At 59.7% G+C, this 17,440-nt stretch carries 9 protein-coding genes and 2 pseudogenes; 3 read left to right on the top strand and 8 right to left on the bottom strand.

Annotated features, from left to right (window positions below; translation table 11 throughout):
- The first annotated feature begins 72 nt into the window (after nt 1-72).
- Together LKE90_RS07885 and LKE90_RS16465 are read left to right on the top strand one after the other, a co-directional pair.
- On the top strand, nt 73-1,221 hold the full coding sequence (locus LKE90_RS07885) for a tyrosine-type recombinase/integrase (RefSeq protein ID WP_291492067.1): 1,149 nt from the start codon (nt 73-75) through the stop codon (nt 1,219-1,221).
- Nucleotides 1,222-1,469: 248 nt separating this feature from the next.
- Entirely contained in the window at nt 1,470-1,754 is a 285-nt protein-coding gene (locus LKE90_RS16465; RefSeq protein WP_366509542.1) for a hypothetical protein, read from the top strand.
- Between the two features lie 26 nt (nt 1,755-1,780).
- On the opposite strand, the pseudogene LKE90_RS07895 reads toward LKE90_RS16465, so the two are convergent.
- The 5 genes and pseudogenes from LKE90_RS07895 to LKE90_RS07910 form a co-directional block, all read right to left on the bottom strand.
- Nucleotides 1,781-2,092, bottom strand: a pseudogene (locus LKE90_RS07895) (transposase); the annotation flags it as partial.
- 19 nt (nt 2,093-2,111) lie between these two features.
- Nucleotides 2,112-2,735 (bottom strand): hypothetical protein, encoded by a 624-nt coding sequence (locus LKE90_RS07900; protein WP_291492065.1) that lies wholly within the window; start codon nt 2,733-2,735, stop codon nt 2,112-2,114.
- 34 nt (nt 2,736-2,769) lie between these two features.
- A pseudogene (locus tag LKE90_RS16470) lies at nt 2,770-3,000 on the bottom strand (hemagglutinin repeat-containing protein); the annotation flags it as partial.
- Between the two features lie 118 nt (nt 3,001-3,118).
- Nucleotides 3,119-3,559 (bottom strand): DUF6911 family protein, encoded by a 441-nt coding sequence (locus LKE90_RS07905; RefSeq protein ID WP_291492064.1) that lies wholly within the window; start codon nt 3,557-3,559, stop codon nt 3,119-3,121.
- A complete protein-coding gene (locus LKE90_RS07910) occupies nt 3,556-4,230 on the bottom strand; it encodes a cytidine deaminase-like fold-containing protein (RefSeq protein ID WP_291492063.1) in 675 nt (224 codons plus the stop codon). Before LKE90_RS07910 ends, LKE90_RS07905 begins: the two co-directional genes overlap by 4 nt.
- On the opposite strand from LKE90_RS07910, the gene LKE90_RS07915 reads away from it, so the two are divergent.
- On the top strand, nt 4,231-4,689 hold the full coding sequence (locus tag LKE90_RS07915) for a hypothetical protein (protein WP_291492062.1): 459 nt from the start codon (nt 4,231-4,233) through the stop codon (nt 4,687-4,689).
- Nucleotides 4,690-4,812: 123 nt separating this feature from the next.
- Here the strand turns inward: LKE90_RS07915 and LKE90_RS07920 are convergent, their stop codons facing one another.
- Genes LKE90_RS07920 through LKE90_RS07930 form a run of 3 tightly spaced genes read right to left on the bottom strand, consistent with a single transcriptional unit; the run spans nt 4,813 to nt 17,419 of the window.
- Nucleotides 4,813-5,013: a hypothetical protein gene (locus LKE90_RS07920; RefSeq protein WP_291492061.1), complete on the bottom strand. Its 201-nt coding sequence runs from the start codon at nt 5,011-5,013 to the stop codon at nt 4,813-4,815.
- A 2-nt stretch (nt 5,014-5,015) separates the two neighbouring features.
- Nucleotides 5,016-15,632 carry a two-partner secretion domain-containing protein gene (locus LKE90_RS07925; protein WP_291501005.1) on the bottom strand — a complete coding sequence of 3,539 codons (10,617 nt, stop codon included), beginning with the start codon at nt 15,630-15,632 and terminating at the stop codon, nt 5,016-5,018.
- A complete protein-coding gene (locus tag LKE90_RS07930; RefSeq protein WP_291501006.1) occupies nt 15,632-17,419 on the bottom strand; it encodes a ShlB/FhaC/HecB family hemolysin secretion/activation protein in 1,788 nt (595 codons plus the stop codon). The genes LKE90_RS07925 and LKE90_RS07930 overlap by 1 nt, the downstream gene beginning before the upstream one ends.
- Nucleotides 17,420-17,440: the final 21 nt, after the last annotated feature.

Here is a 17,440-nt window from a genome sequence, read left to right on the forward strand (position 1 = left end):
TCTGCACCATAGCGAGGAATGTGCTACCATCGCCTCATGGTGGAAGAGACCGACAGTCTGGCAGGTGAGGTCATGAGCGGGCGTATGGATCCCGCCACCGGCAAGCCTCTGCCACGCGGCGTGAGTTATCGCGGCCCAAAACAGTATATGACCCGCAAGGTCGTTGACGGGCGGCGCATTCAGCGAACCTTTTCCACGGCTGCCCAGGCACGGCGCTGGCTGAACGAGACGACCGCCAGGGCCGAGCTAGGCCAGTTTACGGACACACGATCACTTGACCGGACAACCATCGGCGATCTTGTGGCGCGCTATCGCGACGAATGCATGGCCGACCGCGAACGCGACCGTACCGGGCACCTTCCAGCCATCCTCCGGGATGAAGAGATTGCCAGCGTAAAACTCTCCCGTTTCTCGCCCGCCGACGTACGTGGCTTTCGGGAGCGGATGACGGCGGCAGGATACGCTCCAGCCACGGTGGTCAAGCGCCTGAACCTGCTGGCGTCCATCATCCAGCATGCCATTTCGGAATGGGATATCTCCATCATCAATCATGCCTCCGGACGGGTGGTCAAACGTCCGGAGGGGGCGGACAAGAAGCGCAACCGGCGGCTCGAGGAGAGCCATGACAGTGCGCAGACAGGAGAATACGACCGCCTGCTTCTTGCGATAGGCAAGTCCCCTCATCCCGATGACGTGTGGCTCGTGCGCTGGTCCATCGAGCAGGGCACGCGGCGCAGCGAGGCTCTCAGTCTCAGATGGGGCGATATCGATCTCGAACGCCGAACCCTGCGCCTGGGGGGCGAAGTCGGAAAAACGAAGACACACAGACATCAGGAAGAACATGGACCTGAAATCCGGCCTCTGACACCTGGCGCCCGCCGCCTGCTTCTGGAGAAACTGGCGACGCTTCCCCGGCCACCCGGACCGGATGAGGCTGTATTCGATGTGGGAACCGAGGACGCGTTCAGCATGAGATATGGTCGTCTCGTCCGCGAGGCGGGTCTGAAGAACCTGACCTTTCACGACCTGAGACATGAAGCAACCAGCCGGCTGGCAAAGTTGCTGCCCAATCCGCTCGACCTCAAACGCGTGACCGGCCATCGCGACCTGAAATCACTGGATCGCTATTACCAGCCTGTTCCTGAAGACATCAGTCGTCAGATCGAGGAAGCTGAGCGCGTGATGGGTATGCTGACACGTCATGAAACCCGGATGGAATGAGGCGCCATCTTTCTTCAGAACAGCAGAGGATACCAACAGGATCAGGAAAAATCTTCTTTACCTGATCCTGTTTCCAATGCTACCGCTTGAGGAAAGAAACACCGCCTTCTCCCCCGAAAACAATCTGAAATCTTTTGTTTTTAGGGGAGTACTGTGACTTGGCTCAGCCACCGATTACGCCCGGCGTTTTGCGTTATCGCGATGCTGCGACCTACCTGGGTATCAGCCACGGACGATTACGGAATCTGGTGAGCGAAGGACGAGGTCCTGCTTCCGTGACTTACGGCAAGCGTGACAGAGGCTTTCCTGTTGCCGCTCTCGACGCCTTCATCTTGCAGCGAATGACCGGGCATGAGCCTGCTCCATCCGAACCCGTTACGCTCAAGCGCAGGCCAGGTCGCCCCCGCAAGACCGAACAGCGGGATCAGAGGCAGATGGCGCACTGGAGTTCCATCATGATGGCAGCCTTCCTCACCTATCTTCTGTGGGCTTACGGATTTCTTGATATGATAACGGGATGTATTACAAACTGAGGGATACGTGAATGAAAAGTTGGAACGTCAAGCATCAGTTCCACATCATGAATGGTCTGGAACAGGAACCGCCGGGCCAATTCCCTGAACCAACCATAGACCGTACGCCAATGCCCGAAATGGATCGGCAGCATCCGCCAGCCGCAGCCGGATCGAACCAGATAACGCACCGCGTTGATCACCTCGCGAAATTCGATCTCGCGCGGACGCCCCGTGCGTCCCAGTTCGGGCATCAACGGTGCGATGCGCTCCCATTCCTCCTCCGTCATGTCAGACGGATAACGCTTCGTCTTGCGGGTAATCCTGGCCATGCGGCCTCTCTGCTCTGGCGTCCACATCCAGAGCTTGAATCACACTTCAACCACTTTCCAAATAGGCTCTAAGAACGCTCTGTTGTGTCGGTGTCAAATCAGACCAAAATCTTACATGTCCATGATAGGTATTCCCTTGCGTCTTGTCGAATGCGACAATTTCATTGTTATTTTTATCAACACCTATTCTTCTTGGAGATGTGTCTTTTACCTGAATTGAATTATCAAAAGCATTCTGACCACTCGTGGGCCTCCTGCTTTTTACAGCATTATCTGTTTTTCCATGATACGGAGCATCTTCATATCGACCGTCCTCCTTCTCCGGCCCGTCATCTTCCGGCTCAGGCGCTCCCGCACCCCCGCCAGCAGACGCGCCGGACGCAGCACCCTGTCCAGCACTCGCAGCAGCACCGCCCGAGCCAGCCTCGCTACTCTCCGCATGAGAAGCCGTTCCCTTGCCAGCAAGCGCGCTGCTAACAAGCCTATCATACAGCGTATACGCTTCCGCGCTACCAAGCAGGATGCCACCAACAACCTCCGCATACGGATTGCCGGTCCGCACAAGCACTCCTCCCGCCGTCTTCGCAGCAAAAACAACACCTGCCATCGTGTGGCTCATGTTGTATTGCGCAATCGACGACGCATAACCCGCACCGTTCAGCGCATTCACAGACGTTGAGCCACCGCCCGCAGACCGTCGTGTCAACCGCCGTCGCTTTGTCAGAAATGACATGTTGCTTCTGAAGGCCGACTGACGCCGTGACGCTCACACCTGCACCGGAGGTCCCGATGCTCGCTTCCGCGCCGACAAATGCGGATTTTGAACTGCTTTTGCTCTCGCTGTGCGTCGTGTTCCAGCCGGTGGAAAGGTCAATCCCTTTCGACGCCGCGAGAACGACATCCTGACCCGCCAGTTGCGCCGCAACCGCGCTCAGGTTGCCGTTGGACGTATAGCCATCACGCGACTGAACGCATGCAAGTTCATATTTTCAAGGGAACGTATGAAAAATATCACTATTTTTTATAGATGACACTGATCATTATTGTTCAGAATTACTTCATCCACGGATGTGAGATATTTCCCGTATTATAAAATTCTTTGAATAATTCAATCGTTAACGAAAGGTTCCGCGTTACCATTTCAGCGCTCCAAAAATTACCATTTATCTCCACACATGGCACTTGGCCCAAGTTGCCACCCCAATCATGTAAAATGACGCCCTTTAATCCTTCTTTCATCCAGTTGGGGTTTGATAGTGTCAATGTCTGTTCATCAGAATCAGATATATTCCGATATAGTTCTAAAAAAATATTTCCGTTCTGCGCGGATAGGGAAAGAAAGTCTTCTCCCCATTGCGTTTCAGAATACAATCTTAATGAGTTATCGTGCTCTGTAGCGTAATAAATAGCTTGAACAACTGTATCCCATGAGGGAATTTGAAGAAAATTATTAGGATTTTCTTCATCCCATCCCCTCCATAGTGATATTTTCATTTCTCTGACATCTTTGACATGCTTCCGTTTGGCTGACGAATTGATACAAGCGTTTTACCTGTTGTGGTTTCATATATCTCGATTTTGTTGAGACCAGCTTTATCCGCCATTGCTCTTATATCACTTCGGCAGTAACTGCATACAGGCTGCCCGGTAACCTTAATGGTCATGTCATGTCCTTTGGTTAGACCTGCATCAAAAGCCTTTTGAATAACTTCAATTTCTGCATGGGCAGTACTCATATTCCCATTTGGAAGAGGTTTTCCTGTTGCATCAATTTTTGCTTGAATCTTATCTCCTATTAAAGTGGGTTTATTCGGGTCAGACACTGACGGATCACGCGCTGTTTGGTTGATTCCACTGATTTTTTGACCACCAATCTCAGTTTCTGCCGTAACTTTTGCCGCTTCTTTTACACCACCAGCACCTTCAGAATTCCCACTATCGGCAGACGAATTTTCCGGCACCTCCTTTCGGCTCTCATAGATCTTCCCGTCGGAGAGGGACTGCAACTTCGCCTCACCATCCGAATTCGCAACCCAGCGATAGCCATCGGGGGGATCAACTCTCTTCGCACCAACAGAATCATCCAGAACCCTGTAACCATCAGGCAAAGCCGTTTCCGCCGCTTTATGCTCGGCATTGACGGCAGAGTCAGCACCCTGCGCCATATGCCCGGCAGCCGACGCTTCCTGCTCGCCACGCTGCGCCGCCGCCACGGCCCTCCCGCCCGTTGTCGCAACAGCTTCCGCTTCAGCGCCCACACCCGCAAGCGTGCTCTCGCCCGGCATAACACCGCCGACCGCCAGAACCGTGTGTCCAACGCCCGAAAGATAGCGTCCGCTCGAAAAATCCTGCGCCGCCGCAAGTCCTTCCTTGGCCGATGCATATGGCGGAACAAGCAGCGTCGCCAGCGTGTCCGCGTCGGCATTGCCGCGAGAGAAATCAATGCCCGGAGCCGGGGTGTGCCGGGTGGCAGTGACAGTGATGGTTTCATCACCGGTCCGGTTATCCATACTGCGAACAACAACACTATCGCTGACCGGACCGCCACTGACAGAAGGCGTGTCGCCTGTATCGATCGGGACAACCCAGCTGAAATCATCACCCGCAGCAACATCTACCCCTGAAACTCAGGCCCCTGTGGCGACACCGTCAACCGTGCTGCCCCCGCCAGACGCGTCCCGCACCCCATCCTGACCGGACCGCCTGAAGGCACTCCCACAACCTCTATCCTTCTATGTTGACCCCCTCTACCTCTTTTCAACCTGATCAAGTGCGGCTTGAACTTCTGACAACAGACGCTCTACACTATCTCTTGGGGCACCAATCCGAGTTTCAAACTCGAACATTTCAATACCATTGCAAACCTCGTTAAGAGCTGCGTTGAGGATGAGTAGTTCATCATGGCTCAACTCGATTTCGGCATCGGTAGTAATTCGCTTAAGCTTCATATTTACCTCAAGTTGTTGAAATATGCTTTCCCATTCGTCGGCTTAAATGCAGTTCCACCATCGGCTGCTTTCGGGTTCCGGATGACTACCATACCAGAAGAATTGTCCCAATATGCGGTACGTCCGTTGCTCAGTTGCTTCGTCGCCGAAGGATTGTTGAGTATATTTTCAATCTGATCAGCAAACTGCTGCTTCGTCGTAATCGCACCACCAAACTCATTCTGATCGATCACGTGCTTATCGAACGCATGTCCATTTGCGATCTCTTCTGCGGCAAGTTGATCGTTCAATCTCACGCTGTTAGCGGCATTCGCCGCACTGTCTGCTCCGCTTGACTTGTTTATGGCTATGCTTTGGCCAACCTGGGCTGCATCCTCGGCACCCTGCGCCATATGCACGGTCGCCGCCGCGTCCTGCTCGCCGTGCTGCGCCGCCGCCACGGCCCTCCCGCCCGTTGTCGCAACAGCTTCCGCTTCAGCGCCCACGCTCGCAAGCGTGCTCTCGCCCGGCATAACACCGCCGACCGCCAGAACCGTGTGCCCGACGCCCGAAAGATAGTGTCCGCTCGAAAAATCCTGCGCCGCCGCAAGTCCTTCCTTGGCCGATGCATATGGCGGAACAAGCAGCGTCGCCAGCGTGTCCGCGTCGGCATTGCCGCGAGAGAAATCAATGCCCGGAGCCGGGGTGTGCCGGGTGGCAGTGACAGTGACAGTGACAGTGATGGTTTCATCACCGGTCCGGTTATCCATACTGCGAACAGCAACACTATCGCTGACCGGACCGCCACTGACAGAAGGCGTGTCGCCTGTATCGATGGGCATAGCCCGGCTGAAATCACCTCCCGCGCCGTCAGACCCTGAAGCCCCGACCCCTGTGGCCGCCCCGTCCACCGTACTGTCCCGAGCAGACGCGTCCTGCGCGCCATCCTGCCCGGACTTCCCGGTGCCTGAGCCTGAAGTATCGCTCGCCCCCTCACCCTGCGACCCAAACCGGTCCGCCGCCTGCACGCCAAGCTCGGCAGCGCTTTCCGCCGCTGTCTCAGCCCCGATTTCCGTCTGCAACGTGTTGCTGACCTTCGCAGCGCTGAAGTCATTCGCAAGATGCCCGTTCGCAGAAGCAACATCCGTCGTGTAAGTGCCGGAAACGCTCCCCGCGTTCACAGCAATATTGCCGCCAATCGCCGACAGACTCTCGCTCGTCCGCTCCGAAGAGGTCGCCCCCACGCCGACCGTACCCAGACCGCCGACCTCTCCGCCGGACGCGGCAACCCCGCCGCCAATGGACGTCCCGGTTCCTGACCAGCGGGAGACATTCCCCTCGGACGTCGCTGTAAGACTGCCGGTGCTGAAATGGTTCAGTCCCGCATCCGCCGTGCTCGACAGAACGCCCGCCGTCAGGCTCGTATTGCCAGTGACATCAACGCCAAGGCCGCCCGTGCCGGCATACAGACCCGACAGTGCGCTCCCCGTCGAGACGTAGTGGTCCGTGATCGTGGAGGCGCTGACATTCGCAGAACCACCAAGAGAGCCGCCAGTCCCATACACAGGGATTGCAACACTCAGGCCGCCGCTTTCGGACACGCTCTTGTAAGATGATGTGTTTTGTGGGCTCGTGATACTCAGTGAACCGGCGGCGACATCAACGCGCTGGCCGGACACTTCCGCCCCGTTCAGCGTCAGCGCGCCGGAGGTTGCAACCGTGACGCCGTTCGCAGCCGAGACCGACGTGTCCACCGCCGTCGCGCTGTCAGAGGTCGTGTGCTGCTTCTGGGCACCGACAGATGCCGTGACACTAATGCCCGCGCCGGTCATCCCCACACTGGCTTCGACACCGACTGACGCTGAAAGACTCTTGCTCCTGCTCTCGCTATGTGTGGTGTTCCATCCGGCGGAAAGGTCGATCCCTTTCGAGGCTGCAAGAACGACATCCTGACCCGCCAGTTGCGCCGCAACCGCGCTCAGATTGCCGTTCGACGTATCCGTCGCATTATCCCCACGCGCAACAACCGACAGCGTGCCACCGGCGCTGGCCGTCGTGCCCTGAACGGTAGTCTGCGTATCGGTCGAATGGCTTTTACTTGTGGAAAACCCGACAGAAACCCCAACGCCGACGAGATTGTTATCAATCGCCCCACCAAGCGCGGACATGCCTTCCGTCATGCCGGTCTGGATGCCGCCCAGAGCCGCCAGCGTGCCATTCCCGGATTTGCTCGCCGACAGCAAACCGTCAATGGCCTCACCAACCATAGAATCCGGTGAGACCCCGGCTGTGACTCCGATACTGGTCGACTTGTGAGACTGGTTTTGCGTCGTGCTATTCTGTTCAGCCTTGAAGGCCACAGACGATCCGGACAGGGCGAGGTCTTTCGCAGCCGAAACAGCAGACCCGTCAATTGTCAGCGCGCCTGTGGAGACAATTGCGGTGTTCCCGCCCGTGGACGCGATGACGGATGGCGTCCACTGTGTTTCAGACACGGACGATTTATCTGTCCGCGAGCCGTAGCCGACGGTGCCGCTCGCGCCCTGCGTGCTCATGTGGAAACCCGCCACATGATGGGAGGCGCTCGCCTCCAGCGTGCTCTGCGTCGCCCGCTCAGTGAAGGCGCCGCCGGACAGGAGCGTCACATCGCCAGCAGCGCCCGCCATGCCCGCGACAGACATGTCGCCGCCGCTCGTCGCCGTCAGACTGCCGCCTGCGGCAACGCTGGAACCGTTCTCCGTCGTGGTGCCCAGACTGTTCGAGAAGCGGCTATGCGTCATGAAGCCACTTTTGCTGCCGGAAATGCTGTTCGACACGCTGTCGGTCGCCGACCCCAGATCCAGCGTTTTCGCGGCTGACAGGGAGACGTCGCCATCCGCCGTCAGCGTCAGCGCCGCTGTTTTCAGATCTCCGCCAAGCGCCGCCAGCGTGGCGTTCCCGCCGACTGAAACGGTGGTCCCGTAATTGATGTCTGCGCTGCCGCTCGTGCTCAGATGCTTTGTCGAAACTGCCGCAGCCTGCGTCAGTTCGGTCGTGCCTAGAGTCAGCCCGCTACCCGCCAGAAGGTTCAGATCTCCGCCTGAAGTCAGTGTGCCGCCGTTGAAGGTGATATCCTTCGCCGCCACGATCGTCGCTGAACCGGTCGCGGTGATTGCGCCGGTGGACGCCAGTATCTGCTGCGTTCCGCCCTGCACCAAATAGGTGTCCAGCATATCGCTGTTCACGACCGATCCGTTGCGGGCCACCAGCGACACCGTGCCGCCAGAGAGCGTGCCGCTGTTGGTCAGATCACCGTCCGTCGTAGTCAGGCTCAGCGCGTTTTTGGCGTTGATGGTGCCGCTGTTGGTCAGGCTGCCCGCCGTGACCGATACATCTGTCGCTGAAATCGTGGCGCCCGTCAGGGCTTCATGTCCCGGTGCCAGATAGAGTTCCGGCACCAGCACGGTCCTGCCGTCCACGACCTTGTTCACATACCAGACAATGTCTGAGGTCAGTTTCGCCTTTTGGGCATCCGTCAGAGCGGCTCCCAGCGTCAGACCGAGCGAGGAGGCCTGATCCGCGGCGTCGTTGAGAAGCGCCTCCATCTGCGAAGAGGCTGTCGTATAGGTTCCCCCCAGATAGGTCTGGCCGGTCGCCGAGACGATCTGCTGCTGGACATACTGCTGGTCGAAGGTCGCATCACCAAGGAAAGTGTAGGTTTTGTAGTCGTCCCCCAGACGGTCCAGCAGATATTCCGAGCCATGAAAGGCGTTCAGGCTGGTATAGGACGGGTTCGTCTCGATCAGGTAATTCGCTGTCGGTGACGTGTCCGGCACATAGAGCGCCTTCCCGCCGGGAACGGAGGCGATCAGTTGACTGACGGTCGGTGTACTGGTCGAGATGAAACCCGGAAGAACCAGCGACTGTCCGGCAGCCGCACCACTCTCATGACCGGCGGGCGCAAGCACGCCACCATAACTGGGAAGAGTGGCTGTTCTGGAGGAGGTCGTGTCCGCCGCCTGCGTGCCGGTGCCTGTTCCACCGTTGTTAATGGCGTCTCCATTGATGGCGGTGGAACCTGTCACTCCACCCGCAACCGCTGTTGACGCATCCGCGAAGCCGTCCTGTGAGCTTGAGGGCGCGACGCTTCCGCCTGTTCCAGGAGTAACGGTCGTGGCAGAACCGCTGATGCCGCCCGGCATTGTGCCTGCATACTGATCATTGGCGGCCAGTTGCGTGCTGCTGGCATGTTCGATGACAGTCGTATTGTTGACCTGCCCCGTGAACGCGCCATTCATGTTCCCGCCCGCAACGATGGTGGCGTTGAGCGCAGGCACGACAGACGTGCCCCACAGACGCACCACATGTCCGTTCGGCATGAAGGACGGCATCGGCGCTGCAGACATGGCATCCGGGTCTGGATTGATTACGGCGTTCTTATCACCCGGAGGCACCCAGCGTTTGCCCAATTTTGTATCGGCGATGATCGTCCACGTGATACTGCTGTCATAGCCGGTATTGGACAGGCTGGCTCCGGTCAGATTGATATCGCCCCCCGCAGCAAGATGGCTCGCATCGTTGGTGATCGCCCCCAACGTGTCGATAGACAGCGTGCCTCCCGCGTCAATCAGGGAACTTGCATTGCTGGCTGTTGCAGTTTGGGTCTCGAGACCCTGCACTTCCACAGAGGAGTTTTCCGCTCCCTTGCTCATGACGACCAGATAATATCCCTGACCCGGCTTGCCATCCGCGGAATAGAACAGCTCCGGAACGTAGATCCGCATCACCTCTTTGTAATAGGGCTGCACCTCGTCATAGACGTTGTTGCCGTAAGCATCCCTCCAGGCCGGGTTCAATGCGGGCGGGTTGGCGAGCTGGTCCTGGGCAAGCGTATAGGTATGGTCATACACCATCTGGGTTATGGTGCTCTGCGTCACCCCGCCATCGATATCGTTGGTGAGTGAAGCCGCGTGGATGGTGACGTCACCATTTGCGCTTCCGGCAAGAATCTCGGCGGAGCGGTTGAGCACATCACCCGCGTAGGCGCCGCTTTTTCCACCGATGCTGATACTGCCATTGTCCGACAGGATGGCGGCTTCGAGATTGGTCAGCGCACCGTCCAGCGCCAGACTGACGCCACCCACCCCGTCGATCAGACCGGTGTTATAGAGGGCTCCCGGTGTCGAGACGGACAACGTGCCGCCCGCCATCATCGCCCCTGCATTGGTGACAGAGGCCGCGGACACGGTCGCATCCCCGCCTGCGATCACGCCGCTGCCCGCAGCAATGCTGTAGTCACCACCGATCGCAAGCATCGCGTTGTGTCCGGCCGAGAACATCATCGCGCCCGAGACGGACTGTGCCGTGCTGAAGCTGAGATCGCGGGTCGCGGAGAGGCCGGAAGCTCCCGTCAGGCTATTGACGGCGAGCGTCAGATCCTGCCCGGACTGCAGCACTCCGTTCGTGTCATCGACGGACTGGAGCGCCGTCATACCGGGACCGCCCATCAGGGTCAGGTTTCCGCTGACGGTAATGATCTGGCCGTTGCTGTTGGTGAGCGTCGCGGTTCGCAGCGTTTGATCACGCCCGGCCTGCAACAGGCCGAAACTGTTATTGACTGAGGAAAGCGCTGCACCATCAGCCGTGGCGTCAATCAGAAGATTACCATGATCGGACAGGATTTTTCCGGATCCGTTGTCGAGCGAGCCTGTCAGGACGGTCAGATCGCCCGCGCTGTCGATCAGCCCCCCGGCATTGTCGAGTGTGTCGGCGGTCAGGGCCATCATGCCGGAGGTGGCGGCAATCCGGCCGTTGTCCGTGTTGTCGAGCATGCCGGTGCTGACGGTCAGGGAACCGCTGCCCGCGCCGATCTGGCCGCCGGCATTATACACGTTCGCACCACCGATCGCCGTGCCGCCAGCGGCATAGATCAGACCCGTATTAGCGACATCACCTGTGGTGGTCAGGGATGTGTTCGTTCCGGCTTCCAGCGTGCCGCTGTTGTTCAGCGCGGTCGCCGTCGCCGTCAGGCTGTTGCCGTAGGCGATAACCTGCCCCTCGTTAGAGAAGGTCCCCGCGGTGAGCGAGCGGGTGCGGCTGCCTGCCACGAGGGTCTGCGCGCCGTTGGAGAGAATGGCGCCGGTCGCCTGATTGTCGATCGACAAGGCGTTCAATGTAAGCGCGTTGCCCACGCCACTGGTCTGGATCGTACCTGCGTTGACCAGTCCGGCGTCCCCGCCGATCGCCAGCACCAGATTGCCGGACGTGCTGGCCAGAACCGCGTTGGCGTCATTCGTAAAGGAGGAGGCTGTGACGGACAGATCACGAACAGCCGCGACATTGCCGCCGTTTTCCATGCTGCCGGACAGACTCAATGTCATGGTCTGTTCGGTGGTCAGACGGGATGTACCTGCCCCGCTATAGAAGCCCGCGGTCAACGTCAGGTTGTTCGCCGTCTCAAGCGTTCCACCAGCATTGGTCACGCTGCTGCCGGACACGCCGTTCAGGGACAGGTCGCCACCCAGCGCGGAGACGGTGCCACCGGAATTGTCCAGCGCGCTGAAGGTAGCGGAAATCGCTCTGGACGCCTGAATGACGCCACCATTGACATTGCTCAGGTTAGCGGCGCTGTTGCCTGCGCCCGCCAGAGTGATGTCACCGCCCTTGGCCAGAATGGTACTGTTGTCATTGCTGATCTGTCCGGCCGTCAGCGTGACGGCGTCGGAGGACTGGAGCAGGCTGCCCGCGCTCCCGGCGATACTCCCGGCCGTAATGGCCAACGGTCCACCAGCAGCGACGATCTGGCCGTTCTCGTTGCTGAAGGCCCCGTTGCTGGCAAGGGTGAGCGCCCCCTGTCCTGTAACGCTCTGGCCGGTGCCGATCTGGCCGCCCGCATTGTCAAAACTGCCCGTTCCGGTCGCGGTCAGGGTTGTCCCACCATAGAGTGTGCCGCTGTTGGTCAGGGTCTGTGATGCCGTGATGTCCAGCTCCTGAGCAGCGCCCACAAATCCGCTGTTGGTCAGGCTGCCTGCGGTGAGGATGGCCTGTCCCTTGCTGGAAATCAGGCTGCCGGACGAGACCATCTGTCCCGTCTCCGTCACGCTCAGGGTCGAGGCGGTAGTCAGTGTTCCGGTGTTGGTCAGATCAGCGCCCTGAACCGTCAGGGTGCCGTTCGCACCCGTTGTTTCCAGAACACCGGCATTGTTGATCGTGCCAGCCCGGACCGTCAGATTGCCGCCCGTGCTGGCCACGACCGCCACGGTGGAGGGTGTTGTGCCCGCATGGGTGGTCAGTGCGCCCGTCTGCACGGCCAGATCCTGTGTCGCGACGATATGGCCTGCGGTATCAAGCGATGATCCGAAGTTCAGCCCAAGGATAGTTCCGGCATTGACGATGGAGCCCGTGTTGCCGGTAAAGCTGTCGCCCGAGAGCGTCATGCCCGTCGCCGACTGCACGATGCCGTCGTCATTGCGGAATAGACCGGTACCGGATGAGGCGGTCAGCGCTCCGGCCTGAGCGTTGAATGTGCCGCCGGAATTATCGATGGCGTTCGCCGTGACGGAAAGATCGGTCGCAGCCTGTAACGTGCCGGTGAGATTGGAGACGGACTGCGCCGCTGTCGCGCTCTGTCCGCCGACCGTCATTGCGCCGGATTTCGACAGGATCGCACCGCCAGCCATATTGGTGAGCGTGTCAGCCCTGATGTTGGTGGCGGTATCGCCTTGCAGCAGGCCACCGCTGTTGGTGACAGTGTTAGCAGCGACGATCAGGCCGTCCTGACTGGCCAGTATCTGGCCATTGCTGTTGGTGAGCGTGCCTGCACTGAGCGACAGCGCCCCGTCAGCGGCGATCTGCGCGGTGGTTCCCTTGTTGGCGAGGGCGCCGGTGGCGCTGATGTTTCCACCCGTCGCTCCATAGAGCGTGCCGCTATTGGTCAGGTCACCACTGACCAGCGCGGTCAGCAGCTCCTTGGCCGCCAGCGTATCTGTGTTGGTGAGAGCGGCCGCCTGCAGGGTCAATGCCCCGCCCAGCGCGCTGATCTTGCCGCTGTTGGCCACCAAACCGGTGGAGACGATGGTCGCCGTCCCGCTGCCGAGGATCGCGCCTGTATTGGAGAGACCACCTGTCGCTGTGCGAACCTCAAGGGTCGAACCAGCCTGCAGGGTTTCAATGGCGCCCGCGTTGACGAGTTGTCCCGTGCCGGTCGTGGTCAGGCTGCCATTGCCCGTGACAGCAGCAAGGATACCGCTGGCCTCGTTGGTAAAACTGCCGACCGTGAGGTTGAAGCCTTTCTGCCCGACAAGCTGCCCGCCGTTGCTCAGCGTCCCGGCCATCTTCAGGGTCAGAACGCCAGTGCTGACCAGGGCGCTTTTGCTATCGGTTTCATAATTACTGGTATTCAGCGACAGTGTCCCGGCCGCGCCGAGTGAGCCACCCTGATTGTAGAGCGTGGTCATCGGCTGGTCGCCATTGGCCAGATAGAGGCCCGCGCCCGTGGACTGGATCAGCCCGCCATTACGGTTATCGAGCGTCGGAGTGGTGATCGTGACGTCGCCCTGCCCCTGAATCGCGCCATTCCGGTTGCCTATGGTCCCGGCCTGAATCGTGACAGGACCTGAGGTCGAGATGATCTTTCCGGAATCGTTCGCAAGCGTTGCCGCCTGCACCATCAGGCTGGATGTACCGGCGCCGATCTGGCCGTTCTGATTGTCGAGCGCGCCGGATGTCGTCACACTGTCAGCCGCAGCGCCATAGAGCGTGCCGCTGTTGGTCAGGCCATCCGTCGCCGTGACGGCCAGTGTTCCAGCGGTCGCACCGATGCTGCCGGTGTTGGCGAGGTCACTGACCGAGAGCACCAGTCCCGAAGTACCCGCCGCCGTCAGACTGCCGCTGTTGGTGAGCGCGCCTGTCGTCAGAATGGCGTCACCCGCAGCCGCCAGCGTGCCGCTATTGACCAGCGCGCCACCGGCAATCGCCACATCACCGGACGTAGCGGTACCGATTTGCCCGGCGTTGTTCAGACCCGCTGTGCCGGTGGTGATAGCCACCATACCGTTATCGGCGGCGATGACGCCATTGCCACCGTTGACGATGCCCTGATCGGCGCTGAGGGACAGGGCATTGCCTGCGGACAGACGACCGTCATTGCTGATGGCCCCGCCCGTGACCGCCATGGCCAGAGAAGCCCCGGCCTGCAGGGTTGAGCCTGCGTCCGCGGTATAGGATGTGACCTGCGCTGTCAGGTTACCGCCCGCCTGGATCTGCCCCGCGCCCGTATTGGACAGGCTGCCGGTCTCCAGCGCGATGTCGCGGTTCTGTGAGAGGATCTGTCCGGCGGTGTTGGCGATCGACTGCGCCCGGATGGTCAGCGGACCAGCAACCGTGCCGATTTCACCCGCATTGATCAGGTTCCCGGCAGTCGTCAGCGCCACGCCCGCCTGTCCGACGATGATGCCGCTTCCCGCATTGGAAACAGTCCCGGCCGAGGCGAGGGTTGTGCCGGATGTCGCGCTGATCTGGCCCGCATTGGACAGCCCATGCGTCACAGCAAGGGCGACGCCGCTACTCCCCGCAGCCGTCATGGCCCCGGTGTTGTTGAGCGTATCGGCGGAAACACCCAGATGATCACCTGCGCCGACCGTACCCTGATTGGTCACATCGGATGCGGATGCGATGGAGGCCACGCCCCCTGCCTGAAGCGTGCCAGTGTTGGTCACGCCGTTGGTCTGCACGGTCACGTTGCCCGTGGCCGTCATCGACCCGTTGAGCACCAGACGACCGTCTGCGGTCAGCGCCATGTCGCCCGCATTGGCGGCCATCGCGCCGTTGACGCGCACGCCTGCGCCGGTCTCGTTGACCAGCATGGAGATGCGGTTGGCGTACATGCCGCCCATGGCCGAGCTGTCGATGGCAAACTCGGGTGTCTTCGAGCCGTCAGACGCCAGTTTCGTGACATTGCCGGTGTTGTAATCGACCCGGTTGCGCCCCACGACGAGGTTCGCCGTCTGGGCGTTGACCTGCGCGTTCAAGGCGACGCGGCGGCTGATGATGTCAAGAACCGGCACGGCGGTAAAGTTACCGCCCTTGCCCTCAAAGGCGATCAGCCCGTCGCTTACGGTCAGGGCCGCCAGACCACCGGCGGCGTTGAATTCCGGATGACCCGTGGAAAGCGTCGCCCGGTCGATATTGATGAATCCGCAACCGTTGCAGGTAATGCCGTTCGGGTTGGCGATGACTACATTGGCTTTCGCGCCCGCGACTTCGGTAAAACCGTTCATCTGACTGGCCTGCGTACCTGTCACCTCGTTGAGGATGACATGCGCAGAGTGTCCGTTCAGGTTGGCGTTTCCGTAGATATAGCCGCCAAGCTGCGTCTGCGTCGCCTGCGTGGCGTTGTTGAGGATCAGCCCCTTCTGCTCCACGTTGTATTGCGTGAACATGTTGTGGGACAGGCCCGCGCCGTTCGGCGTGGCGATGTTGAGCTGTTCGACCCCGTTCTGCGTACGATCGAGCGTCGGCGCGGGAGCCGCGGGCTCCGTGCGGTTATCGATGACAATAGTGGGCTCTTCAGCGCTGGCGACAGCAGGCGCCATGGCCAGCGTCAGACTTGAAACCCAACTGATGCTCGCCAGCAGACGCCGGTATGTCCGGAACCAGTTCATCAGAAACGCACTCCCGCCTGAAAGCCCGCAATCCAGCCCTCCTGCGGAAGAGGCCCACGCGCGACCGAGTGGGTTATGTTCGCCATCCAGAAAATCGATCCGCGTGTCTTGCGAAATCCGATACCGGCACCTGCGATATTGCCGCCCTTCAGCGCGGGCGGCAGGGTGTTGGAGCGGTAACCCAAACGAGTCATGCCAACATCCAGAATGCCGTAAACTTCAGTGCTTTCAATAAACAGTCGGCAGAAGCCGCGATAAGCCCCACAATGATCACTCATGCCTGCGCCGGTCAGCGGCCAGGAGAGATCATTGCGCATGTAGAGACCGTCATTGCCCACCAGCATCTGGCTGAGGAAGCCGCGCACGGTATAGGGACCACCGAGCTGAAGCTGCTGACTCGTGAACTGATTTTCCGTGCTGTATTCACCATGAATCGAGGTGTGCCACAGCAGGCTGAACGGCAGCGGCTTGTAACCGTCAATATCGAGGGTCGGCTTGACGTATTGCGTATGCGGGTCAGCCTCACCGGGATCGGTAAAATACGAGTGTGTGCCGACACCTCTCACACCAAAGCGCATACCGAGGGTGATATACCAGATGCCGCCCCAGGCCTTGAGGGACTCACTGGCCTGCGCGACGACCGAGCCCTGACGCGCGCTCTGGGTTTCAAGACGCGTGCGATCGAGTGTCGAGGAAAAGGATTTCAGTTCGTAAAAAGCCTGAAGCGTTGTGACACCGATCTGATTGCGCAGCACCTCGCGCGAGACGCCGAAACGGAAATCCTTGCGCTTTCCGGCAAAGCGGTAATCCTCGCCAAGGCTCTGAAGATGATAGACATCGCTGGACATCCACCACCCACCGAACACGGTCCACTTTCCAAACGGAATGGAGCCGTTAGCTGAAATATACTGCGTGTTTCGATGGCCAGCATCACCCACCAGCGAGTGGTCATATTCAACCGACCACATGTCCAGCAGGCCCAGCGCATCGTCGGCGCGCAGCAGGACGTGACCGGTTTCACGGCCTGTTTCCGGCTGTCCGTTGTTATCCGCCCAGATCTGTCCGTGAAAGACCCCCGGCGCAGGCTGGAGAATACGCACCTGCGTCTCGCCGGGATTTTTGCCCGGCGCGATCTTCATGCGTGCCGACCAGCTGGGCAGGCGGTTCATCTGGTCGAGACCCTGCTCCAGATCGCGCAGGTTCAGAATATGGTCCCGCATACCGGGAAATGCTGCGACCTCATGCAGCCGCGGTTCAATACCCTCGAAGAGAAAACCCGCGATCTTGCCTTCAATGACGACAATCCGCAGATGGCCGCTGGCGAGGGACTGTTCAGGAAGATAGGCCCGCGACGTCACATTGCCCTGCGCCAGATAACTGCCATTCACATCATCCAGAGCATGATTGAGATCGCCCGTCGTGAGGCAACGCCCGGCATAACGCTGGATGATGGTGTGACGGTCGCCCGGAGAAAGATGGTCCGCACCCTCGATGGAGATCGACCTGACCTCCACACAGTGGGTCGAGGATGTGCTCTCCTTGGGCTCGTTCAGGATCTGCGTGCTGTTATCCGGTGGCGGCAGCATGTTCAGATCCTGCTGCCGCTGCTGATACCGCTGGAACTGATCCTGCGCCGAGCCCGGTCCTGCCGGAAGCGGCATGTTGCCGAAACCGCTCGCCGGTGGCTCCGCTCCAGCCGGGGCCGCCAGCGCAGAGTGGAACGAAAACAGACCAGACAGCAGCAGTCCTCCCATGACAACAGGACGACCGAACAGAACAGGACGCATACAAAGCACCGGCTAATCAGG

Origin of the sequence: Acetobacter sp. (assembly GCF_022483985.1) — a bacterium.
GTDB lineage: Bacteria > Pseudomonadota > Alphaproteobacteria > Acetobacterales > Acetobacteraceae > Acetobacter.

What these genes read in the sequence shown, in the direction of transcription:
- LKE90_RS07885 (WP_291492067.1), top strand. Translation starts at nt 73, where the DNA reads ATGAGCGGGCGTATGGATCCCGCCACCGGCAAGCCTCTGCCACGCGGC.
- LKE90_RS07905 (WP_291492064.1), bottom strand. Translation starts at nt 3,559, where the DNA reads ATGAAAATATCACTATGGAGGGGATGGGATGAAGAAAATCCTAATAAT.
- LKE90_RS07910 (WP_291492063.1), bottom strand. Translation starts at nt 4,230, where the DNA reads ATGGCGCAGGGTGCTGACTCTGCCGTCAATGCCGAGCATAAAGCGGCG.
- LKE90_RS07915 (WP_291492062.1), top strand. Translation starts at nt 4,231, where the DNA reads ATGCCCGGCAGCCGACGCTTCCTGCTCGCCACGCTGCGCCGCCGCCAC.
- LKE90_RS07920 (WP_291492061.1), bottom strand. Translation starts at nt 5,013, where the DNA reads ATGAAGCTTAAGCGAATTACTACCGATGCCGAAATCGAGTTGAGCCAT.
- LKE90_RS07925 (WP_291501005.1), bottom strand. Translation starts at nt 15,632, where the DNA reads ATGAACTGGTTCCGGACATACCGGCGTCTGCTGGCGAGCATCAGTTGG.
- LKE90_RS07930 (WP_291501006.1), bottom strand. Translation starts at nt 17,419, where the DNA reads ATGCGTCCTGTTCTGTTCGGTCGTCCTGTTGTCATGGGAGGACTGCTG.